Source organism: Acidimicrobiales bacterium (genome assembly GCA_041394245.1).
In the GTDB taxonomy this organism is placed as follows: domain Bacteria; phylum Actinomycetota; class Acidimicrobiia; order Acidimicrobiales; family Aldehydirespiratoraceae; genus JAJRXC01.
On sequence record JAWKIR010000002.1, the window covers coordinates 2,375,082 to 2,396,130 of the forward strand.

At 67.8% G+C, this 21,049-nt stretch carries 22 protein-coding genes and 1 tRNA gene; 15 read left to right on the plus strand and 8 right to left on the minus strand.

All coding sequences use genetic code 11. The annotated features are described in order from the left end of the window. The 8 genes from R2707_11815 (at position 1) to R2707_11850 (ending at position 7,158) form a co-directional block, all read left to right on the plus strand. Entirely contained in the window at positions 1-495 is a 495-nt protein-coding gene (locus tag R2707_11815) for a flagellar hook capping FlgD N-terminal domain-containing protein (GenBank protein MEZ5245779.1), read from the plus strand. Between the two features lie 61 nt (positions 496-556). Further along, positions 557-1,792, plus strand: coding sequence for a flagellar hook protein FlgE (locus R2707_11820; GenBank protein ID MEZ5245780.1), 1,236 nt, complete (start codon positions 557-559; stop codon positions 1,790-1,792). 243 nt (positions 1,793-2,035) lie between these two features. Further along, on the plus strand, positions 2,036-2,785 hold the full coding sequence (locus tag R2707_11825; protein ID MEZ5245781.1) for a response regulator transcription factor: 750 nt from the start codon (positions 2,036-2,038) through the stop codon (positions 2,783-2,785). Next, positions 2,772-3,419, plus strand: a complete 648-nt coding sequence (locus R2707_11830; protein ID MEZ5245782.1) for an ATP-binding protein — start codon at positions 2,772-2,774, stop codon at positions 3,417-3,419. Before R2707_11825 ends, R2707_11830 begins: the two co-directional genes overlap by 14 nt. A 76-nt stretch (positions 3,420-3,495) precedes the next feature. Further along, positions 3,496-4,962, plus strand: coding sequence for a hypothetical protein (locus tag R2707_11835; GenBank protein ID MEZ5245783.1), 1,467 nt, complete (start codon positions 3,496-3,498; stop codon positions 4,960-4,962). A gap of 71 nt (positions 4,963-5,033) precedes the next feature. Beyond that, positions 5,034-6,005, plus strand: a complete 972-nt coding sequence (locus R2707_11840; protein MEZ5245784.1) for a pentapeptide repeat-containing protein — start codon at positions 5,034-5,036, stop codon at positions 6,003-6,005. Continuing rightward, positions 6,005-6,844 carry an HDOD domain-containing protein gene (locus R2707_11845; GenBank protein MEZ5245785.1) on the plus strand — a complete coding sequence of 280 codons (840 nt, stop codon included), beginning with the start codon at positions 6,005-6,007 and terminating at the stop codon, positions 6,842-6,844. The genes R2707_11840 and R2707_11845 overlap by 1 nt, the downstream gene beginning before the upstream one ends. A 128-nt stretch (positions 6,845-6,972) precedes the next feature. Beyond that, positions 6,973-7,158 carry a hypothetical protein gene (locus R2707_11850; GenBank protein MEZ5245786.1) on the plus strand — a complete coding sequence of 62 codons (186 nt, stop codon included), beginning with the start codon at positions 6,973-6,975 and terminating at the stop codon, positions 7,156-7,158. A gap of 21 nt (positions 7,159-7,179) precedes the next feature. Here R2707_11850 and R2707_11855 read toward each other — a convergent pair whose 3' ends face one another. Both R2707_11855 and R2707_11860 read right to left on the minus strand, forming a co-directional pair. Further along, the gene (locus R2707_11855) at positions 7,180-9,642 is read right to left on the minus strand and encodes an EAL domain-containing protein (protein MEZ5245787.1); all 2,463 of its coding nucleotides are present in this window, start codon (positions 9,640-9,642) and stop codon (positions 7,180-7,182) included. Between the two features lie 68 nt (positions 9,643-9,710). Next, a complete protein-coding gene (locus tag R2707_11860) occupies positions 9,711-10,499 on the minus strand; it encodes an enoyl-CoA hydratase-related protein (GenBank protein MEZ5245788.1) in 789 nt (262 codons plus the stop codon). 29 nt (positions 10,500-10,528) lie between these two features. Between R2707_11860 and R2707_11865 the strand changes: the two genes are divergently transcribed. Further along, positions 10,529-10,960 carry an OsmC family protein gene (locus R2707_11865; protein MEZ5245789.1) on the plus strand — a complete coding sequence of 144 codons (432 nt, stop codon included), beginning with the start codon at positions 10,529-10,531 and terminating at the stop codon, positions 10,958-10,960. A 73-nt stretch (positions 10,961-11,033) separates the two neighbouring features. On the opposite strand, the gene mscL is transcribed toward R2707_11865, so the two are convergent. Next, complete coding sequence (gene mscL, locus R2707_11870; protein MEZ5245790.1) at positions 11,034-11,396, minus strand: large conductance mechanosensitive channel protein MscL; 363 nt, start codon at positions 11,394-11,396, stop codon at positions 11,034-11,036. Between the two features lie 179 nt (positions 11,397-11,575). On the opposite strand from mscL, the gene acs reads away from it, so the two are divergent. Beyond that, positions 11,576-13,567: an acetate--CoA ligase gene (acs, locus tag R2707_11875; protein MEZ5245791.1), complete on the plus strand. Its 1,992-nt coding sequence runs from the start codon at positions 11,576-11,578 to the stop codon at positions 13,565-13,567. Next, a complete protein-coding gene (locus tag R2707_11880) occupies positions 13,564-14,061 on the plus strand; it encodes a hypothetical protein (GenBank protein ID MEZ5245792.1) in 498 nt (165 codons plus the stop codon). The genes acs and R2707_11880 overlap by 4 nt, the downstream gene beginning before the upstream one ends. Here R2707_11880 and R2707_11885 read toward each other — a convergent pair. After that, positions 14,037-14,555 carry a hypothetical protein gene (locus R2707_11885; GenBank protein MEZ5245793.1) on the minus strand — a complete coding sequence of 173 codons (519 nt, stop codon included), beginning with the start codon at positions 14,553-14,555 and terminating at the stop codon, positions 14,037-14,039. The genes R2707_11880 and R2707_11885 overlap by 25 nt on opposite strands. Before the next feature lie 87 nt (positions 14,556-14,642). Here R2707_11885 and R2707_11890 point away from each other — a divergent pair, with 87 nt between their 5' ends. Then, the gene (locus R2707_11890) at positions 14,643-15,494 is read left to right on the plus strand and encodes a zinc metalloprotease HtpX (GenBank protein ID MEZ5245794.1); all 852 of its coding nucleotides are present in this window, start codon (positions 14,643-14,645) and stop codon (positions 15,492-15,494) included. Here the strand turns inward: R2707_11890 and R2707_11895 are convergent. After that, positions 15,491-15,979, minus strand: a complete 489-nt coding sequence (locus R2707_11895) for a YajQ family cyclic di-GMP-binding protein (GenBank protein MEZ5245795.1) — start codon at positions 15,977-15,979, stop codon at positions 15,491-15,493. The genes R2707_11890 and R2707_11895 overlap by 4 nt on opposite strands. Before the next feature lie 30 nt (positions 15,980-16,009). Between R2707_11895 and R2707_11900 the strand changes: the two genes are divergently transcribed. Further along, positions 16,010-17,881: a glycosyltransferase family 2 protein gene (locus tag R2707_11900; GenBank protein MEZ5245796.1), complete on the plus strand. Its 1,872-nt coding sequence runs from the start codon at positions 16,010-16,012 to the stop codon at positions 17,879-17,881. Positions 17,882-17,907: 26 nt separating this feature from the next. After that, positions 17,908-17,990: transfer RNA gene (locus tag R2707_11905), tRNA-Tyr, on the plus strand. 167 nt (positions 17,991-18,157) lie between these two features. On the opposite strand, the gene R2707_11910 is transcribed toward R2707_11905, so the two are convergent. Beyond that, the gene (locus R2707_11910; GenBank protein ID MEZ5245797.1) at positions 18,158-18,646 is read right to left on the minus strand and encodes an N-acetyltransferase family protein; all 489 of its coding nucleotides are present in this window, start codon (positions 18,644-18,646) and stop codon (positions 18,158-18,160) included. After that, positions 18,646-19,410, minus strand: a complete 765-nt coding sequence (locus tag R2707_11915; protein ID MEZ5245798.1) for an SDR family oxidoreductase — start codon at positions 19,408-19,410, stop codon at positions 18,646-18,648. The genes R2707_11910 and R2707_11915 overlap by 1 nt, the downstream gene beginning before the upstream one ends. Positions 19,411-19,472: 62 nt before the next feature. On the opposite strand from R2707_11915, the gene R2707_11920 reads away from it, so the two are divergent. After that, the gene (locus R2707_11920) at positions 19,473-19,856 is read left to right on the plus strand and encodes a DUF2237 domain-containing protein (protein ID MEZ5245799.1); all 384 of its coding nucleotides are present in this window, start codon (positions 19,473-19,475) and stop codon (positions 19,854-19,856) included. 33 nt (positions 19,857-19,889) lie between these two features. Here the strand turns inward: R2707_11920 and R2707_11925 are convergent, their stop codons facing one another. Further along, complete coding sequence (locus tag R2707_11925; GenBank protein ID MEZ5245800.1) at positions 19,890-20,927, minus strand: TIGR03617 family F420-dependent LLM class oxidoreductase; 1,038 nt, start codon at positions 20,925-20,927, stop codon at positions 19,890-19,892. Between the last annotated feature and the right edge of the window lie 122 nt (positions 20,928-21,049).

Sequence of the window (21,049 nt, forward strand, 5' to 3'; positions counted from 1 at the left end):
ATGGACACCATTTCCGCAATCGCCGGAACGACCCCGACCACCGATTTCGGGGCTGTCGCCGAGCCGAGTGAGCAGAGCCTCGGGAAGGACACCTTCCTGAAGCTCATGATCGCCCAGCTCCGCTATCAGGACCCGCTCTCGCCGGCCGACTCCCAGCAGTTCATGGCGCAGACCGCGCAATTCACCTCCGTCGAGAAGTTGGAGGAGATCGCCGCCTCCATGGCGAACCTCACGAAGAACGACGAGCTCGCGACGATCGGCAATCTCGTCGGCAAGTCCGTCCAGTACCTCGACTCGTTGGGCAACGTCGTCGAGTCGAAGGTGACGGCGGGCAAGGTCGACGACTACGGCATCGTGCTCGTCGTCGGTGAGCGGGAGATCCGCGTCGAGGACGTGGTGGCCGTGTTGGCCCGTGATGCCGTCGAACCGGCCGCTGCCGCCGCCGAACCGGAGGCACCGGCGGACCCTTCCGAGCCGGTTCTCCCCAACCAGTAGTCCCCAGTCAGTCCATCAACTCCCCATCCAACGAAAGCGAATCCCCACAATGATCCGATCCATGTTCTCCGCCATCTCAGGCCTGCGAAGCCATCGCACGATGCTCGACGTCGTCGGCAACAACATCGCCAACGTCAACACCGCAGGCTTCAAGGGCTCCTCGGTCGTGTTCCAGGACATCCTCAGCCAGACCATCCAGGGCGCCGGCGCCGGTGCGCCGACCGCCGACATCGGTGGCACGAACCCCAGCCAGATCGGCCTCGGCGTGGCCGTCGGCCGGGTCAGCACCAACTTCGCCCAGGGCGCGCTCCAGCGCACCGACCGCGACCTCGACTACGCCATCCGTGGCGACGGCTTCTTCACCATCCAGAACGCCGGCGAGCAGCTCTTCACCCGGGCCGGCTCCCTGTCGCTCGACGCCAATGGCCGGCTCGTCACCGGAACCGGCGGCCTCGTCCAGGGCTGGTCGGCCGATGCGGCCGGCAACATCAACACCAACGCGCCCATCGACAACATCTCTGTGCCGGTCGGCGACCTGATCCCTCCGACCCCGACCACGGATGTGTCCCTCACCGGCAACCTGCCGACAGGCGACCCGATCGGGAAGGCCTACACCACGAGCGTCGAGGTGTTCGACACGCAGGGGCAGGCGACCCTCGCCTCGTTCACGTTCACCAAGACCGCCGCCGACGAGTGGACGGTCACCGGGGCCTATGGCGACCCCGCCAGTCCGACCGCGTTCACGGTCACCGACAGCGTGCTGGCGTTCGACGCCAGTGGCGTGCTCACGGCTCCGGCAGACCTGAACATGAACGTCGCCGCCGGCCAGATCCCGGGCGTCGAAGCCTTCACCGTCAGCCTCGACCACTCGGGCGGGCGGGTCTCCCAGTTCGGCGGGGTCGGCACCGTCGCCGTGACCGCCCAGAACGGTTCGGCGGCCGGCTCGTTGCAGGCCATGTCGGTCTCGCAGGAGGGCGTGCTGATCGGCTCGTACAGCAACGGCCGGAACCGGGCCATCGCCCAGTTCTCGCTGTCCGTCTTCGCCAACCCCGAGGGCCTCGAGAAGGTCGGCGAGTCGAACTTCCGGGCATCGGTCAACTCCGGTGTGGCGCAGCTCAACGTCGCCGGCGTGGGCGGGCGTGGCCTGATCAGCTCCGGCACGCTCGAGATGTCGAACGTCGACCTGGCCTCGGAGTTCACCAACCTGATCGTCGCCCAGCGTGGGTTCCAGGCGAACTCCCGAGTGGTGACGGCGAGCGACGAGCTGCTCTCCGACATCGTGAACCTGAAGCGCTAGTTCCCCGGCGCGCTGACGCTCTGAAGGGCTCCCCACCCGCCTCGGCCCATCTCCCTCCGGGGAGATGGGCCGAGCGCATCAATGAGGCGGTTCCTTTCGTCACCACCGCGCCGGACCAGTGGCACATGACGTGCCATCTGCCCCTTATCGAGATACGTGTCGGGCCGAAGCTGCCTGTCACGGGAAACCGAATCCCGACGCTCATGATGCGCGTCGGCCACAAGCACCAAGGATGGTCAGAACATGGGCGCAGCCCCGGAACAACCTCGCAGCTACGTCTGCCAGGACAACACAACCGGTTCCGACAGTGCTCGCTCCCTCGGTGTCATGGTGGTCGACGATCACCATCTGGTGCGCCTCGCGTTGCACACCCTGCTCGACGCCGAGACCGACCTCCACATTGTCGGTGAGGCCGCCTCGCTCGCCGCGGCCCGTTCGTTGCTCGATCGGGTCACCCCCGACGTCTTGTTGCTCGATGTCCACCTGCCCGACGGCGATGGCCTCGAGCTGTGTGCCGCAGCGACCAAGCGGGGAGTGAAGACGCTCGTTCTCACGGCCTACGACGGTGAGGAGCTCCTCATCGACTCGATGCGTGCCGGTGCCGCCGGCTACGTCCTCAAGCAGGATCCGGCCGAATCCGTGTTGACCGCGCTCCGCACGGTCGGCGCCGGCGGTGCTCACTTCTCCACCGCGGCGACGCCGCAGATGCTGGCCATGATCGCGAACGGCGGGACCCCTGAGGACCCGCTCGCCCATCTGACCGATCGCGAGCGGTCGCTCCTGGAACTGCTGGGCGAAGGTCTCAGCAATCGCCAGATCGCCGAACGGCTGTTCCTCGGCGAGCGCACCGTGAAGAACTACGTGTCGCGACTGTTGCGCAAGCTCGACCTCGATCGGCGGGCCGAGGCCGCGGTCTTCGCCGCCCGAATGGATGCCCAGCGCGAGATGCGCCGGTACTCGGTCGGTGCCCGCGAGCGCGATGTCGTCGGCTGAGCCGGCCTCGGCCTGGTCCGGTCCCGACGACGTCTCGATCGGACGGCAGCTGCACGACATCGTCGTACCCCAGCTCTTCGTCCTGACGGCAGGCCTGACCGCGCTGCGCCGCCGGGGCGAGGTACGCGCCGGCGACCCGCTGGTCGATGACCTCATCGAGACCGCGACGCAGGCGGTCGGCGCCCTCCGGGCCATCAGCCGCGGCGAGTCGGCTGGGTCGGCCGATCGTGTCAGCGCGGTCGTGGCCCGGCTCGAGGCGGAGACGCGAACGATCGGGCAGCTCACCGACTGCGCCGTGGCGTTCGAGCGGACGGGGGATGCGGACATCCCGGCCGAGTTCGGCCTGGACCTGGTCGCGTTCGTCTGGGAGGCGATCGCGAACGCGTTGCGCCACGGCGATGCCGACCATGTCGTGGTGTGCGTCGTCGTCGAGGAGGACGAGTTCGTGGTCCGTGTGGAGGACGACGGCGCCTGGAAGGAACCGACCGACGCGTGGGGGAGCGGCATTCGTGGGCTCGAGGCGCGGGCGGCTCGTTGGACGGGTCGGGTCGGTGTCGCGGGGTCGCCCGAAGGTACTCGGATCGAGCTGCGGGTGTCCCGGGCCGGTGTGGACCAAGGGTGTGCCCGACGGTGACGTTCGGCATCTGACCCGAGACCCGGATCGCGCCGAGGCTGCGGTCATCGCCGAATCGGGAAGGAACGGGGAACTGATGCACCTGCGTCAGGCTGACCAGCCGGACATTGCACACGCTCGAACAGCCGGAGGTTCGATCCTCGCCATCGCAACGGTGGTGGGGCTCGTGGGCGCAACGGCGGCGACCGCCTCGGCATTCCTCGCCGGGTGGATCTCGGAGACCGTTGCCGGCCTGCTCTGCCTCGCTGTCGCGCTCGGCTCATTGCTGGCCGGCCGGCGGGCTCGACCGGTCGGCCGATTCTCCGATGGCACCGGCCTGGCCGCGATGGTGGAGAAGGAACGGGTTGATGGCGTGCTGCGGGTGCCGATGGCGGCCATCGTCGTCGAACTCCGCGGGATCGCCGCCGACACGCTGGTCGACGGCCCCGCCGCCTGGTCCGAACCGATCGGCGTGGTGCTTCGCCGGCTCACCGCCGCGGATCTCGGTACGGGGTTCTCGCTCGCCCGTCTCGGCCCGCACACCTTCGCCGCCGTCTTTCGGTGCGCGGATCACGCCGCCGCACTCGCGGCGGCGGAGAGTCTGGTCGCGCTGTGTCGAGTGCCCGTGCAGACTCCGACTCGCTCGGTGCGGATCGATGCCGTCGCCGGCGTCGGTTTCGCCGACGCCGGCGATCGCTGCGGTGGGGAGGAACTGATCCGGGTCGCCGACGCGGCGCTGCGGTTCGACAGCAAGATCGCCTCGCCGGTCGCGGCTGCCGACAGCCGCCTGATGCAGCACGCCCGACGGGTCATCGAGGTGGAGACGGAGATCAGGCACGCACTCGACGTCGATCTCCTGTCGGCCAAGTTGATCCCCGTGCTCGACGTTCGCCTGGACACCATCGTGGGTGTCCGCTCCGCCTACGACTGGACGGAGGTGTCGTCCAGCGACCCCGAGACACTGGGTTCGGTGGCGGCATCGCTCGGGTTGCGACGCTCCCTCGAGACCCACTATCTGATGCGGTCGATCGCCGCGGCGGAGTCGGTGCCGGTCGCGAGCGCCCGCCGGGTCGTGGCTCGGCTCGATCCCGGCCGCCTGACCGATCCACGGTCGGTCGGCCAGATCGGCCTTCTGCTCGAGGTGAGCGGCATCGACGCCGATCAGCTGATCCTCGAGTTCGAGCACTGGGGTGCGGCGGCGATCGACGACGCGTGCGTGGCCGCGCTCGACCGGCTCGGCGTCGGCGTGGGCCTCGCCGTGAGTCACCAGGGACGCTGGAGCCCGCTTCCGCCGACCCTCGCCGGTCGTCTCGAGAGTCTGTCGGTGACCGCCCGGGATCTCATCGACGCAGAAGACGGCATGGTGCACGAGGGTCGCGTCGAGCAGCTGCTTCGCCTCGTCGGCGAAGAGGCCGGCCGGATCACGGTGTGCGGGGTCGACAGTGCGCCGTGGGCGCTCGAACTGTCGTCCGTCGGCCTGACCAACCAGTGCGGACTCGTGCACGGCGAGGCGATGTCGGCCGCCGACATGCGGCGGTGGGTCGTCCGCCGAGCCGTCGGCTGAACCGGAGCGGTCCGGGCGTTCGACCGTCCTCACGGTCTTGTAGCCCGGCCGGTCCTGCCGAAGCTGTCGTCATGCATGCCACCGACGATCCTGACGTCGCGGTCGAGGACGGGATCGGCCCGGGCGCGGATCTGCGCGGGCGAGATCTCCGAGGCGTGAACCTCGGTCGACTGGACCTGGCCGGCGCAGACCTGACCGAGGCCGATCTCCGCGATGCCGACCTCACCGGAGCGTCGCTGGTCGGTGCCTGCCTCCACGGTGCCGACCTGCGGGGTGCGCGGTTCCTCCACGCCGACCTCACCGGAGCGGATCTCTCGGTCGCGAACGCCGCCGACGCCGCGCTCGGGGGAGCGACCCTCGACAGGGCCGTGGTGTTCGGCTCCGACCTCTCGAACGCGAGCCTGAGCCACGCCTCGCTTCGCGGCGCCGACCTGCGGACGACGCGGTTCGGTGGCGCTCGGCTGATCGGTGCCGACCTGGCGGACGCCGATCTGAGTCGCGCCGACCTGTCGGGCGCCGACATGACCGATGCAGCCGTCGACGGCGCGAGCTTCCACGACGCCTCGATGAGCGCCACGGTCGTCCGCGGAATTCGCGGGGCGGAGCACGCCGATTGGGTCGGCGCGAGCTTCTCGAGCGCCGACTTCACGGGCGCGTACCTGGCTCGGCGTGAGGCGATCGACCAGAACTATCTGCACGAGTTCCGTCGTCGCGGCCGGATGCACGAATGGCTGTACCGACTGTGGTGGGTGACGTCGGACTGCGGCCGGAGTTTCGTGCGATGGGGCATGTTGACGGTGCTCTTCGCCCTCGTCTTCGGCGGGGTCTACTCGTTCGTCGAGATCGACTATGGCGGCCACGAGACGTCGATCTCCTCTGTGTACTTCAGCGTCGTCACGCTCACGACGCTCGGGTACGGCGACGTCGTCCCTGCCTCACAGACCGCCCAGATCGTGGTCATGCTCGAGGTGGTGCTCGGCTACGTGATGCTCGGCGGTCTGCTCAGCATCTTCGCAACCAAGATGGGAAGAAGGGGTGAATGATGGGCCTGCTTCGTAGAACGAGGAGTGGTACGTCGCTGGATCAGGTCGCCGAGCTGCTCGATCGGTTCGAGCTGCCGTCGTTCCCCCAGGTTGCCGCCGAGGCGCTGCAGCATCTCGCCGATCCGGACGTCAAGATGGCCGAGGTCGCCAACGTGCTCGAACGCGATCCCGGCCTGTCTGTGCACTTCCTGCGGTTGGCGAACTCGGCATCGCTCGGCTTGCGGAGCTCGGTCGACAGCCTCGATCGTGCCGTCGTGATGCTCGGCCGGAATCAGGTGGAGTCGATCCTCATCGGGCACTCCGTCGCCGGTTCGCTGACCAGCAGATCGCCCGTGATCGAGGCGCCCCGATTCTGGGGAACCGCCGCGCTGCGGGCCGTACTGGCATCACAGGTCGCCCTGGTGCTCGATCCGTCCCGCCGATCGGAGCACTTCACGGCCGGGCTCCTCCAGGACATGGCGCTTCTCGTTCTCTCCGAACAGGTCAACGGCTACGACACGCTGCTGGCCGCCTGGTACTCGGGGTCGGTCACGGATCTCGTCGAGGCCGAGAACGACCGATTCGGGTGGGATCACGCCACCGTGGGGGCGGTGATGTGTCGAACGTGGAACTTCCCGGAGAAGCTCGTGATCGCGGTCGAGGCCCATCACGACGACGACGATGATCGCTCGCCCTCGCAACTCGTCGCCGCGTTCCACGAGGTCGATGACGAAGCGGGTCCAACGAGGTTCGCGGCCCGGTGCGCGGCGGCGGCCGAGCTCGCGCCGCAGATCGATCAGCTGCTCGACACCGCACGCTCCCAGGTCGAAGAGGTGGCATCGGTCTTCGCGGTGAGGTGACGCGGACGAGGTGACGCAAATCCACGAAAATGTGTCGCTGTCTCTCTCATGTGGCTCCGGGACCGGTCGATGCTGTGGTCCTCGCCGGCCGGCGAGTGCGATCTCCCCACCTCATCAGAGGAGCCATCATGAGCAGCACCATCCACAGCATCCGACAAGAGCGGCTCTCGGAACTCGTGACCCAGCTCTCCGGCGCCCCCCTCGAGCACTCTCGTTCGGTGCTCGCCGACGCCATGGATCACAACCTCCATGCCGGCGACAGCCTGCGTGACGTTGCCGGTGCGCTCGTCGCGATCCGCTCGATCGCCGTGTGACCCGTCAGGGCGAGAGATCGCTCAGTGCGCGAGACCGTCGCCGGAGGAATCGGCGGGCAGAGCCGGCAGCTGCGCCATCTGTCGCTGCCGGAGCGCGGTGAAGAACTCTTCCTCCTGTGCGGGACGGCCGAGCAGGTATCCCTGTCCGAGCTCGACTCCCATCACCTGGAGCATCCGCAGTTGTTCGGGCGTCTCGACGCCCTCGGCGATGAGTTCGAGCCCCAATTCCCCGCTGAGATCGACGAGCGCCTGGGTGATGGCCCGGGTTCCGGAGTCGACCTCGAGATCGCCGACGTAGGAGCCGTCGATCTTGATCATCGAGGCGGGCATCAGACGGAGCTGGTTCAGTGACGAGTAGCCGGTGCCGAAATCGTCCAGCGCAATGGTCGCGCCCGAACGCTTGATGGCTCGGAGCATCTCGATGGCGTCGCCGTCGGTGCCGACGAAGACGGTCTCGGTCACTTCGAGGATCATCTGCGACGGCGAGATCCCGTGGCGTCCCACCGCGTCGTGGAACTCGTCGATGAATCCGCTGTGGGCGAGTTGACGGCCGGACACGTTGACGGAGATCCGGAGGTCTTCTCGACCGATCGCACGGGCTCGAGCCGCGATGCGACACGCGCTGTCGAGGATCCACCGTCCGAGCGGGACGATGAGGCCCGAGTGTTCGGCGATCTCGATGAACTGGTCGGTTCCGGTGAGCCCGTGGACCGGGTGGAACCAGCGGACGAGGCACTCGGCGCCGACCGTCCTGCCGCTCCCGAGATCGCGCAGCGGTTGCAGGAAGAGGCTGAACTCGTTGTTCTCGATCGACTCGAGGATTCCCCGTTGCAGCTCGAAGGTGCGTGTCATCCGGTTGCGCAGGCTGTCGTCGAACGCCGCCCACCGGCATCCACCGGCCCGCTTGGCCTTGTACATCGCGAGGTCGGCGTTGGTGAGGAGTTGTTCGGCCGAGATCGGCTCGAACCCGCGCTCCATGGCGATGCCGACGCTGCAGCTGACCTTGGCATCGGTGCCGTCTATCGCGAAGGGAGCCTCGTTCGCCTCGATGATGCGGTCGGCCAGAGCGGCCGCGTGGTCGAGGTTCGGGCAGTCGGCGATGATCACGACGAACTCGTCGCCGCCGATTCGGGCCAGCAGGTCGTCGTGGCGGAGCACCCGCGAGAGTCGGCCGGCGACCTCGACGAGCAGGTTGTCGCCGGCGTCGTGGCCGAGTCCGTCATTGATCATCTTGAAGCCGTCGAGGTCGATGAAGAGGGCGGCGACGCCGTTCTCGCGGTCCGCATCGGCCAGCCGGTCGTGGAGCCGGTTCACGAGCGACGGCCGGTTGTCGAGTCCCGTCAGGTCGTCGGTCATCGCCTTGCGGCGCAGGCGCGTCTCGAGCTTCACCGAGTCGGTGATGTCCTCGACCGAGGCGATGGCCGTGCGCGGTCCGTCCTCGGAGTCGTCGGCGACGGGCCGAACCCGAACGCGGCAGACCCGTTCGTCGTTGTGTCGTCGGCGGGTCACGCGGACGTCGAGATCGGTCGCTTCGCCGTGGTGACTGGCCGCGCGGAATGCGATGTTGAGCTGCTCGCGGTCCTCGGCCTGGATGGTCCAGAACCGCTGGCCGACCTCGGCCGTGGGGTCGAAGTCGGCATAGTCGCTGAGCCACCCGTTCATGTAGAGGATCTCGCCACCGGCGGCCACGTGGATCACACCCAACGGCAGCGACTCCGTGAGGGTGTTGAACTGCAGTTCACGCTCGCGGGCCCGGGCCAACGCCCGCATCTCCTCGTCGACGTCGACCATCTCGGACTCGACATGACCGTCGGACGCAAGGCGGTCCGTGTGGGTGACCTCGACCCATCGCCAGCCACCGTCGCCGGTCGCCCAACGGATGCGGTGGCGAACCGGGGGCTCGCCGGCGAGCATCGAGAGCCAGGCGTCGATGCCGCGACCATGATCGTCGGGGTGGACATAGTGGAGCGCCGACCGACCGAGCATCTCGGAGGGGTCGAGACCCAGCATCGCCTCGGTGAGTGGATCGACCCAGATCAGCTCGGCGATCTCGTTGCGGTGATGCACGATCCGACGGGGGCGGACCGAGGGGGTCGACACCGGAGAGCCGGGGACGTGCAGGCCGTCGCCACTGAGCCCGACGTAGACGCCGTACTGCTCGGTGACGTCGATGATCGCGATGTGCGTTCCGACCTGCTCGAGGCCCGTGTGCAGTTCCAGCTCGGCCGCGCCACAGCGGCGGGCCCGCCCGATCGCTCCCATGAGGGCAGCACCCTCGCGCGGCGAGACATTGTCCCTGATCTCGCCGACGCCGAGCGGCGTGGGCGAACTGACCACGCCGAGCTCGGCGATCGCCGTCGGGGTGGGGCAGGAGCGGAAGGTCGGATCGAGGCAGATGCCCGTCACGCCCGGAAGGGTGGCCAACTCACGGATCAGCTCCACGCGCTCGGTCGGGGTGAGCGCCGATGCTTGCTCTCGTTCCATACAGCGTTCATCGGCGGCGGGCGCCGAGTGCTGAGCGGCCGCCGCCGCTTTCTCTGTCGGGCGCCTTCTCAGCGCCCCTGCCATCTCGGCGGGCGCTTCTCGGTGCGGGCCGCGCCGCCTTCGGACGCGTCTTCGGACTGGGCGACGACTCGGCGCATCGCTTCGCCCATGCGTACGGCGTCGGTCCACGGAAGACCCCTACCGCGATGGGCCATCTCGTTCGTCGCGCGCACGGCGAGCGGGGCGCCCTGGCACAGGCGTTCGGCCAACGCGTGGGCTTCGTCCATGAGATTGTCGTGTTCGTACACCCGCCACGCGAGGCCGATGTCGCGGGCCCGTTCGGCGTCGATCGAGTCGCCCGTGAGCAGGAGCTCCAACGCGTCGGGCATGGCGACATGGTCCGGTAACCGCAGCGCGCCGACGATGGTGGCGACGCCGATCTTGACCTCCGGATAGCCGAAGGTCGCGCGGTCGCTGGCGAGTACGAAATCGCAGGCGAGCACGGCGGTGAGGCCGTAGCCGATACACGGTCCGTTCACGGCCGCGATCGTGGGCTTCCAGATCTCCATGCCGCTCTCGAAGGTGGTGATCGTGGGCCATTCCCAGAACGAACCCGGCCAGTTGCCGGTCGACCCCTTCCCATCGGTGAGGTCGGCCCCGGCGCAGAACGCTCTCCCGTTGCCGGTCACGATGCCGACCCACGCCTCGTCGTCCTCGCGGAACCGGGTCCATGCCGCGTCGAGTGCCTCGCGCATCGCTGCGTTGACGGCGTTGAGCTTCTCGGGACGGTTGTAGGTGATCGTCGCGACGTGGCCGGAGCGTTGGTAGGTGGCCGCGGGCGTCTCGTTCGAGGGCATGGGCGTCAGTGTTCCCTACGCTGCGACCCATGGCCACAATCACCGCAGACCTCACCACCGGCTTCGCCGTCGAACTTCGTGCCGGCGACCACGTCTGGCACGCCGATGAACCCTCGGACCTCGGAGGGACCGACACGGGCCCGACCCCGTACGAGCTGCTGATCTCGGCCGTCGCGGCGTGCACGTGCATCACCGTGTCGATGTACTGCCAGCGCAAGAACTGGGCCCTCCACTCGATCTCGGCTCGCTACGAGATCGACAAGGTCCACGCCGACGACTGCGGGGACTGCGACGACGACGCCACCGGCTACATCGACCGGATCCGCAGCGAGATCTTCATCGAGGGCGACTTCGACGACGAACAGCGCGAACGACTCGCCGACATCGCACAGCGATGCCCCGTCCACAAGACGCTCGACCACGGCGTGAGCTTCACGACGGAGACCATCTTCGTCGCCTGACCCGCCACACCGGTGTCAGACACCCGCTACAGACCCGCCACAACGGTGTCAGACACCGTTGTGGCGGGTGGGATCAGCGGTTGGCCAGCGAGTCGCGGATCTCGGTGAGCAGATCGATCTCGCTCGGACCGCTCTCTTCCTCCTCCACCGGCGCCTTCGTGGCGTTGTAGGCCTTCAACACGAAGAAGACCGCGAGCGCAATGAACAAGAAGTTGATGATCGCCGTGATGACGGTCCCGTAGAACAGCGGCGTGCCCGCGAGATCGATGGTGAGACCATCGAAGTTCGGCTGATCGAACAACGCGGCGATGATCTGCATGAGGACACCGTCGACCAGCGCACCCACGATGGGGGCGAACGCCCCCGCCATGATCACCGCGACGGCGAGGTCGACGATGTTCCCCTTGTTGATGAAGTCCTTGAATTCCTGAATCACGTAACTACTCCCTCTCGAGGGCCACCCAGGTGTGACCCGCCGTTGCAACCGACGCCCCGCCGGCATCGGAAGTCGCGGCGAAGACTAGATCAGATCGAACTGAACGGCGCTCAGAACGACCGATCGGAGGGGAATGGGTAAGGTCTCGCTCCGACGGACGCGCACGAGGAGCGAACACGATGACGGACGGTTCGATCGAGGTCTACGAGAGTGAGGGACGCACCTTCCCTCCCGCACCGGAGTTCGCCGCGGCGGCCCTCACCAACGACCGTGCCCTCTACGACGAGGCCGACGCCGACTTCGAGGCCTTCTGGGCCCGCCAGGCACGCGAGCTGCTCACCTGGTCGAAGGACTTCGACACGATCCTCGAATGGAAGCTCCCGTTCGCACGCTGGTTCATCGGTGGTGAGCTCAATGTCAGCGAGAACTGCCTCGACCGCCACGTTGCGGCCGGCAGGGGCGACAAGGTCGCGTACCACTTCGAAGGGGAACCCGGCGATACCCGGACCATCACCTACGCCGAGCTGCTGGCCGACGTCGAACGCTTCGCCAACGTGCTCAAGGGACTCGGTCTGGAACGCGGAGATCGGATCGCGATCTACATGCCGATGATCCCCGAGCTGCCGGTTGCGATGCTCGCGTGCACCCGGATCGGTGTGGCGCACTCGGTGATCTTCGGCGGCTTCTCGCCCGACGCGATCACCGATCGTTGTGTCGATGCCGAGGCCCGGCTGATCATCACCGCCGATGCGGGCTACCGCCGCGGTGAGCCCTCGGCGCTGAAGCCCAACGTCGACGCGGCCCTCGATGTCGGTGCCCCGTCGGTCGAGAATGTCATCGTCGTCGATCGCTGCGGCACGAATCCGACCATGGTCGAGGGCCGTGATCACTGGTGGCACGAACTCATGGCGGCCGCTGATCCGAGCTGCCCGGCCGAGCCGATGGACTCCGAGCAGCTCCTGTATCTCCTCTACACCTCGGGGACCACGGCGAAGCCGAAGGGCATCATGCACACGACCGGGGGCTATCTCACCCAGGTCGCGTTCACCCACAAGTACGTGTTCGACCTGAAGCCCGAGACCGACGTCTACTGGTGCGCCGCCGACATCGGCTGGGTGACGGGCCACAGCTACATCGTCTACGGCCCCCTCGCCAACGGCTGTACTTCGGTGATGTACGAAGGGACGCCCGACACGCCCCGCCCGGAGGAACGCGAGGGCGACCGGGCGGCATGGAAGAAGGACCGACTGTGGGACATCGTCGAGCGCTACGGCGTCACCCAGCTCTACACCGCACCCACGGCCATCCGGACGTTCATGAAATGGGGCGAGGAGTGGCCGGCCGGGCGGGATCTGTCCACGTTGCGGGTGCTCGGCACGGTCGGTGAGCCGATCAACCCCGAGGCGTGGATGTGGTACCACCGCAACATCGGCGGCGAATCGTGCCCGATCGTCGACACGTGGTGGCAGACCGAGACCGGTGGCCACATGATCTCGCCGCTCCCCGGTGTCACCACCACCAAGCCGGGTACTGCGACCAACACGATCCCGGGCGTCTACGCCGAGGTCGTCGACGACGCCGGCAATCCGGTGACCACCGGCGGTGGCTATCTGACACTCACCAAGCCGTGGCCGGCGATGCTGCGCGGCATCTGGGGTGATCAGGACCGGTACCGGGAGACCTACTGGTCGACCTACGAGGGGCGCTACTTCGCAGGCGACGGCGCTCGCGTCGACGAGGACGGCGACATCTGGATCCTGGGTCGGGTCGACGACGTGATGAACGTCTCCGGCCATCGGATCTCGACCGCCGAGGTCGAGGGTGCGCTCGTCGACCACCCGGCCGTGGCCGAAGCCGCCGTCGTCGGCGCCACCGACGAGCTGACCGGCCAGGCGATCGTCGGCTACGTGATCCTGATGGGCACGGCCGAGCCGTCGAAGGAACTCGGCGAGGAGATCCGTCAACACGTGGCGAAGAAGCTCGGTCCCACCGCCCGCCCGAAGGCCGTCTTCCTCGTGCCCGACCTGCCGAAGACCCGCTCGGGCAAGATCATGCGCCGTCTCCTGCGAGACGTCGCCGATGGTCACGAGCTGGGCGACACCACGACCCTCGCCGACCCCGGGGTGGTCGCCGCCATCCGCGACGGTGCCGCCGCCGGCGACGAGGAGTGAACTTCTCGAACTGGTTCCGGATCAGCGATCGAGGATTCGAACTCCCCGTCGCGATCTTCGACATGGACGGTGTGCTGTCCGACGCCACCCATCGTCAGCAGTATCTCCGCACCGATCCGCCGGATTGGGACAGCTTCGGCGCCATCGCCCACCTCGACCCTCCGCTCGAATACGGGCACGCCGAGGCGACGCGGTTCGCGGCCGACCACTGCATCGTCGTGGTCACGGCACGTCCGGCTCCCATGTTCGCGACGACCCGCGAGTGGCTCACGCGGCACGGTTTCCCTGTCGATCTCGCAATCCTGCGACCCGAGGACGACTTCCGGCCCTCCCACGAGATGAAGCGAGAGCAGCTGCTGCGGATCCGCGCCCACGGCGGCGACGTGCGGGTCGCGTACGAAGACGAGATCGCCAACCTCGAGATGTACCGGGCTCACGACGTCGAGGCTGTCTACGTCCACTCCGGCTACTACGACGACATCGGCGAGGTTTGAGCCCGTCGGACGAGTTCGGTCACGAGTGCGAACATGTCGGCCCAATCCTCCTTCATGCATTCGATCCGAGCCTGGTCATCGCCGGCCTGGAGCTCGACCCATCGCTGGGTTCGAACGCCCCGATAGGACTGGGAGTCGGTTCCAACCCGGTCTACGTCTCGCCAGCGGATCGCTTCGTGGCGGCGGGGCAACGTCACCCCATGGCTCGTGAACCTCGGACCCCCGGGCGCAGGCTCGAGGGTCGAACCGTTGTCGAGGTGGCGCAGCCACCCGTGGACGCGGATGCTCGGGGCCGACGTCACGGCCTCGCGAAGCGAGCGGTCCTCCTCGTAGTCGCTGCGCTCATTGAAGTGGAAGTACGGTCCGGCCAACGCCCCGATGACGAACCCGATGGCCGCGCCGCTGCTTGCCGGTTCACCGGTCGCAGCGAAAAAGAGGGCCATGCCCGCTGCACACGCGATTGCCCAGAGCAGCGACGCCTTCAACCATTCCACGACGTCGACTGTGTCACACAGGGGTTTGACCTGGAATTTCTGTCGGTCCATCTACTGTTGAAGGCCACCAGGAGGTATCCGACCAACATGGTCAACACCGCAAAGACATTCACACTGCTCGCCGCGCTCGGCGGTCTCGTCATCATCGCCGGCGGCGCCCTCGGCGGTCAGAGTGGCCTCGTCGTCGGGCTGTTTCTCGGCCTCGTCATGGCCGGCGGCGCGTACTGGTTCAGCGACAAGCTCGCCATCGCGTCGGCCAAGGCCCAGCCGGTCACTCCGGAGCAGATGCCCGAGTACTTCCAGATCATGGAGCAGCTCACGAGCACGGCCGGCATGCCGATGCCGAAGCTCTACGTCTCGCCCAACCCGCAGCCCAACGCCTTTGCCACCGGCCGCAATCCCAACCACGCAGCGGTTGCGGTCACGGTCGGCTTGCTCGATGCCATGAGCTGGGACGAGGTGCGCGGCGTGCTCGCCCATGAGCTCGCCCACATCCGCAACCGCGACATCCTGATCGGATCGGTCGCCGCTGCCGTCGGCATGGGGATCACCTTCGCGGCCCGCATGGCGATGTGGGGCGCGATGTTCGGCGGCCGGGGCGGACGCGACCGCAACCCGATCGGTGAGCTGGCCTTCGCCATCCTCGCGCCGATCGCCGCCGCGCTGATCCAGGCTGCGGTGAGCCGCAGCCGGGAGTTCCAGGCCGACGAATCGGCCGCGAGGCTCATCGGCACCGGCGAGCCGCTGGCCCGGGCACTGGAGAAGCTCGACGCCTACGCGATGCGCATCCCGGGCAACGTCGACCCCAGCCAGGCGAGCAGCTACATCATCAATCCGCTCTCGGCCCAGGCGGCCGGCCGTGGCGGTGGCGGCTTCGGCAAGCTCTTCAGCACCCACCCGCCGACCGAGCAACGTATCGCCCGCCTGCGGGCCCTCTAATCGCGGAAGTTGTTGAACTGGAGGGGGAGGCCGAAGTCCTCCTCCTTCAGCTTCGCGATCACCTCTTGGAGGTCGTCGCGCTTCTTGCCCGACACCCTGAGCTGATCGCCCTGGGTGGATGACTGGATGCCCTTGAGGCCGAGTGCCTTGATGAACTTGTTGAGCTCTCGGGCCTTGTCGGCGTTGATACCCGCCTGCAGGGTCGCGGTCTGGCGGACAGTTCCGCCCGACGCCGACTCGACCTTGCCGTAGTCGAGGACCTTCAGGCTGACCTTGCGCTTCACGAGCTTCTCTTCGAGCACCTGCCGGAGCGCGGCGAGTCGATCCTCCGACAACGACGCCATGTCGATCGCCCCGTCGCCCAACTCGATCGAGGAGTTGGTGTTCTTGAAATCGAATCGCTGGGCGACTTCACGCGCTGCTTGGTCGACGGCGTTGCGCACTTCCTGCTCGTCGACCTCTGAGACCACATCGAACGTCGGCATGTTGAGGAACGTACCAAAGCGATGGGTCGCGTGGCGTCCGCTCACATCCGATCGCCGGATGCCGACCTGACGACCATGTCGTCACTGCGTCTAACGGCCCTCGTCACGGGCGCCGTCTATCTGGGTTGGCGGTTGGCCTTCACGTGGCAGGGCGCCAACCCGGTGATGTTCTTCCTGCTCCTCGCCGCGGAGGCCTTCGGGTTCCTGCGGGTGTTCATGGAGACGTCGATGTTCGGCGAGCCCCGACCCGAGGTGCGCACCCCGGACAAGACCCTTGCTCCCGACGGCGACGTCATCGTCGTGGTGACCGATGAACCCACGAGTGAAGTCCGGGCTGCGGTGCTGTCGGCCCGGCTCATCTCCGGCTACAACAACCTGCGAATCGTCGACCGAGACGACCGTCCCGACGTTGCCCAGCTCGCCCAGCGCCTCGGTCTCACCCGCATCGTGGGCGGGTTCGGCGCCGACCTCGGCGTACTGATCGACAAGGCGATGGACGAGTGCACCTCGCTGTTCTCGCTCCTGATGCCCGCCGACGTCGTCGTCCTACCCGACATCCTCGAGGTGACGGCCGGGGCCTTCGACGACCCCGAGATCGCCGTCGTCGCCTGCCGTGTCGAGAACGCCAACGCTCTCGGTGTCGTCGACTTCGGTGGCTACGGCGAGCATCGCCGTCGCGACGAACTCATGCTCGGCGCGCTCGACGAAGCCGGCGCGCTGCCGTGGTGGCCCGGCATGGCCGTGGTCCGCCGCAGTGCCATTCGCGAGATCGACGGGATGAGCCGCGGCCGTCAGGGCGTCACCCTCTCCACCGGTGTTCGTCTCCAGGCAGCCGGCTGGCGAATCGCCGACGTGCCCGTCATCGTCGCCCGTCGGCTGGCACCGTGGAACGACGACCGTCATCTCCACCGTTGGGCCCGCGACCTCCACGAGCGGCTCAGCGTCCTGGTCGACGACGAAGCCCCGCGGCGCAACCAACACGCCACTCGCCTTCGACGCCGGGTGTACCGCACCGCAGATCTCCTCGTCGGCCGGAGCATTCAGCGGCTCGTCCTGATCGGCCTGCTCTTCGCCGTGATGTTCTCCTCGTCGCTGCCCCTGGTCGCCGATCCGCTCGTCCTCCTCGTGCTGTGGGGAGCGTGGCAGCTCTCCTCGCTGCTCTACCGCCGCGCCGCGCAGGCGCCGATCGGCTTCGCTTCGTGGATGAGCAACGACCTCCGGCTCCTGGCCACCGATGTCCACGTCGCGCTGCGCGCCCTACCCGGTCGGCCGCTCGATGCCGACCTGGTCGATCCGGCCCCCGGACGTCGCAGCCGCAAGATCCTCTTCGGCGTCCTCCAGGTGGGGCTGGCGTCGTCGTTGTTGCTGTTCGGCACCGGGCTGCTTCGGCCGTCGCACGGGGACTTCGCGACGCTGGCGTCGCTCTCGATCGGGATCTGGCTGTGGGCCATGACCATGCAGGCCGGGTCCGGACTCAAGCTCCGTCAGTTTCGCCAGAACTTCCGTTCGTCCGACCAGCTCGAAGTGCTCGCCGCCGATGGCGAACTGGACATCGTGGGTGTGTCGCCCTTCGGACTCGACGTGGTGTCACCGACCCCGTTCGACATCGGGCAGACCATCCGGATCGCGTTCGCGTTGCCGCAGGTCGACGGATCGTCGTCGCGCTTCGAGTGCCCGACCGCGGTTCGCCGGGTCTCCCGCACCGGCAACCGCCACCTCGCCTATCTGCGATTCGCCCAGCTCAGCGATGCCGAGGTCGACCGGATCACCGAGTACTGCGCCGTCATGGCCGGCGTCAGTGAGCTCCGTGACCGTGCCGCGGGCGAGTCGATACCGGTCGCTCCGCTCGTCGGATCGGTGGTCAAGCCGAGAGCAGGCGCCGCCATGGTCGCAGACGTCTGAACCGCGGATAGTCTTTTCTCGTCCAAGGGTCGGTGCCCGAGCGGCCAAAGGGAACGGGCTGTAAACCCGTCGGCTTTCGCCTACGAAGGTTCGAATCCTTCTCGGCCCACACGACCGAAGACCCGGCGCCCAGCGCCGGGTCTTCGTATTTTTCCCACCGGCGCATCTGGCTCACGCCAGCATGCATGCTTGTCGGCGCATCTGGCTCACGCCAGCATGCGTGCTTGTCGGCGCATCTGGCTCACGCCAGCATGCGTGCTTGTCGGCGCATCTGGCTCACGCCAGCATGCGCTGCATGACCACGACGTCGAGCCACTTCCCGAACTTGCGGCCGACCTCGCGCTCCGTCCCGATGACCTCGTACCCGCACGCATGGTGCAGACCGATGCTCGCCTCGTGGCCGCCCGAGATACGGGCGATGATCGTGTGGAAACCGCGAGCGGTCGCAACGTCGATCAGTTCCTCCATCAGGGCCCGACCGACGCCGGAACCCCGAGCCGACTCGGCGACGTAGACGCTGTTCTCGACCGAGGTGCGGTACGCAGGACGGGGCCGATACGGCGACAGCGACGCGAACCCCACGACGGCGCCATCGATCTCCGCGACCACCACCCCCAGGGCGCCCTCGCGTTCTCGGATCCACTCGACCTGCTGCTCGAGGGTGCGCGGCTCGAGGTCGAAGGTGTGGGTCGTCTCGAGTACCTCGCGGTTGTAGATCGTCCGCAACGCTTCGGCATCGCGCGTCGTGGCTGGTCGGAGTTCCATCAGTCGGTCTCGATCCGGTTGATGCGTCGTAGCAGTCGCAGCGGCGCCGCCTTCAAGAGCCCGACGGCGACCTTGTTGAGTACCCCGGGAACCACCCGGGCCTTCCCGGCCGCCACGGCAGCCAACGCATCGGCCGCAACCGTCTCGGCGTCCTGCCAGAGGAACTTCGGGATCTCGCGCTGGTCGATGTCGGCCCGAGCATGGAACTCCGTGCGGGTGTAACCCGGACACGCCACCGTCACGACGACCCCGGTGTCGCGCAGATCCTGGTGGAGCGACTCGCTGAAGCTGTTCACGAACGCCTTCGTGGCCGCGTAGGTCGCACCGCTCGCCGATGGCAGGTAGCCGGCGACGCTCGCGATGTTGAGGATCCCGCCCGTTCCCGCTGCCGACATGGCGACCGCGGCCGCGTGTGAGAGCTCGTGGAGCGCGACGACATTGACGGCGACGACCCCGCGTTCGCGCGCCGGGTCGAGCTCGGCGAACCGGCCGGTGAACCCCAGGCCGGCGTTGTTCACCAGAAGATCGATCGGCTCGTCGGTCGCGCCCAGCCGTGCTGCGACCATCGCGACGTCGGCTGGGTCGCTCAGGTCGGCGACCAGCACCTCGGTGTCGACGCCGGCCTCTGCGGCGAGTGCCTCGAGACGGTTGCGGTCCCGGGCGACGACGACGAGGCGAGTGCCGTCGGTGGCGAGCTGTCGAGCGATCGCCGCGCCGATGCCGCTCGACGCGCCGGTCACGAGCGCTCGGTTCCAACGGGGCATACGACCTCGATCTCCAGGGTGACGGTGACCCGCCCGAATCTACTGCCGTGGTTGTATGGGGCATGCCAGGTTCCCGTCCCGCCCGCAATGTGCTCGGCGGCGACCTCGCGGAGTGCGGCGTCGATCCCGTCACCGGCTTCTTCCGCGATGGTTGCTGCAACACCTCCGACGACGACATCGGGTCGCACACGGTGTGCACGACCGTCACCGCGCGATTCCTCGAGTTCTCCAAGGCGGCCGGCAACGATCTCTCGACCCCGCGGCCCGAATGGGGTTTCGCCGGTCTGCAGCCGGGAGACGGATGGTGTGTCTGCGCGGCGCGCTGGCTCGAAGCCGCGCTGGCCGGTGCGGCCGCGCCGGTGCGGCTCGTCGCCACACACGAACGGGCGCTCGAAGTGGTCCCCTTGCAGATGTTGCGCGCCCACGCAGTCGACGCCGAGAACTGACGCCCGGAACCGACGTCGAGCTCGGAGCGTGCGTCAGTAGGCGGCCACGTCGCGGGCCACCTGGGCCCAGCGGTCGAGGATGTCGGGGTGCTTCCTGAGCTGGCTCGAAGCCGTGTAGGTCATGAGCCGCACCGTGGGGGCGACGTCGCGGTAGCGCTCGACCAGCCGGGCCCCGAGGGTCGACCACGATCCCGACACCGTGTAGTGATCGAGAATGTCGTCGGTGATGAGACCGACCATCCCGGCGAGGTCGCCCTCGCGCTGCTTCGCGTGGAGCTGGTCCGACAGTCCGTCGAAACCGTGGGTCTCGAACACGGGGGAGTACGTCCGGGTCGATCCGTAGAACGCGATCATCTGTCGGGCGTGTTCGCGCGTCTCGGCCAGCTCCTCGTCGGAATCGCCGACGGGTGTCATCACGGGGATCTCGAATGTGACATCAGCCAGACTCCGACCGGCCCGGTCGGCGCCCTCCTCCACATGAGGGCGCTGACGGTCCGCGATGTAGGCCGCGGAATTGAACGGATGGATGTGGATGCCGTCGCAGACCTCACCGGCCATTCGGCTCATCCACGGCAGCACGGCCGACACGAAGATCTTCGGATCGGGGGCATCGATCGGGCCGGGTGACCACTGGGCGGGAAGGAGCGAGAACTCGTAGAAGTCGCCTTCGAACGACAGCGCCTCCTCGCCTCGGAAGGCGCGGAAGATCGCCTGGATCGACTGTACGTACTCCTTCATGCGGGGCCCGGGTGGCGCATACGCCGATGAGTAGCGCCGTTCGATGTGCGCCTTGACCTGCGTGCCGAGACCGAGCGTGAAGCGTCCACCGGTCGAGTCGGCCAGCTCCCACGCAATCGATGCGGTGATCATCGGGCTCCGCGGGAACGCCACCGCGACGGCGGTGCCGATGCCGAGGGTGTCGGTGGCGAGGCCTGCTGCGGCTGCGGAGAGATAGGCGGTGCGTCCCGACTCGGTCAACCACATCGTCCCGAATCCCGCGTCCTCGACCGCTTTCGCGTGCCGCTGCATCGCGTGGAGCTCCATCGAGCCGGACATGATGTCGAGTTGCACGATTCCCCCTCGTCGTCGGCGTCGGGCGCCGGAGTCGCCCGTCAACGTAGTCGGGTGGTGCGGTTCCCGGCCTCAAGTCCCGCTGCCCGAAGCCGATCGGAACGGACCACCAGCTCCAGGAA

Bases quoted from the DNA above. Each gene is read 5' to 3' on its own strand.
- R2707_11815 (MEZ5245779.1), top strand. From the start codon at position 1: ATGGACACCATTTCCGCAATCGCCGGAACGACCCCGACCACCGATTTC.
- R2707_11820 (MEZ5245780.1), top strand. From the start codon at position 557: ATGTTCTCCGCCATCTCAGGCCTGCGAAGCCATCGCACGATGCTCGAC.
- R2707_11825 (MEZ5245781.1), top strand. From the start codon at position 2,036: ATGGGCGCAGCCCCGGAACAACCTCGCAGCTACGTCTGCCAGGACAAC.
- R2707_11830 (MEZ5245782.1), top strand. From the start codon at position 2,772: ATGTCGTCGGCTGAGCCGGCCTCGGCCTGGTCCGGTCCCGACGACGTC.
- R2707_11835 (MEZ5245783.1), top strand. From the start codon at position 3,496: ATGCACCTGCGTCAGGCTGACCAGCCGGACATTGCACACGCTCGAACA.
- R2707_11840 (MEZ5245784.1), top strand. From the start codon at position 5,034: ATGCATGCCACCGACGATCCTGACGTCGCGGTCGAGGACGGGATCGGC.
- R2707_11845 (MEZ5245785.1), top strand. From the start codon at position 6,005: ATGGGCCTGCTTCGTAGAACGAGGAGTGGTACGTCGCTGGATCAGGTC.
- R2707_11850 (MEZ5245786.1), top strand. From the start codon at position 6,973: ATGAGCAGCACCATCCACAGCATCCGACAAGAGCGGCTCTCGGAACTC.
- R2707_11855 (MEZ5245787.1), bottom strand. From the start codon at position 9,642: ATGGAACGAGAGCAAGCATCGGCGCTCACCCCGACCGAGCGCGTGGAG.
- R2707_11860 (MEZ5245788.1), bottom strand. From the start codon at position 10,499: ATGCCCTCGAACGAGACGCCCGCGGCCACCTACCAACGCTCCGGCCAC.
- R2707_11865 (MEZ5245789.1), top strand. From the start codon at position 10,529: ATGGCCACAATCACCGCAGACCTCACCACCGGCTTCGCCGTCGAACTT.
- acs (MEZ5245791.1), top strand. From the start codon at position 11,576: ATGACGGACGGTTCGATCGAGGTCTACGAGAGTGAGGGACGCACCTTC.
- R2707_11890 (MEZ5245794.1), top strand. From the start codon at position 14,643: ATGGTCAACACCGCAAAGACATTCACACTGCTCGCCGCGCTCGGCGGT.
- R2707_11895 (MEZ5245795.1), bottom strand. From the start codon at position 15,979: ATGCCGACGTTCGATGTGGTCTCAGAGGTCGACGAGCAGGAAGTGCGC.
- R2707_11910 (MEZ5245797.1), bottom strand. From the start codon at position 18,646: ATGGAACTCCGACCAGCCACGACGCGCGATGCCGAAGCGTTGCGGACG.
- R2707_11915 (MEZ5245798.1), bottom strand. From the start codon at position 19,410: ATGCCCCGTTGGAACCGAGCGCTCGTGACCGGCGCGTCGAGCGGCATC.
- R2707_11920 (MEZ5245799.1), top strand. From the start codon at position 19,473: ATGCCAGGTTCCCGTCCCGCCCGCAATGTGCTCGGCGGCGACCTCGCG.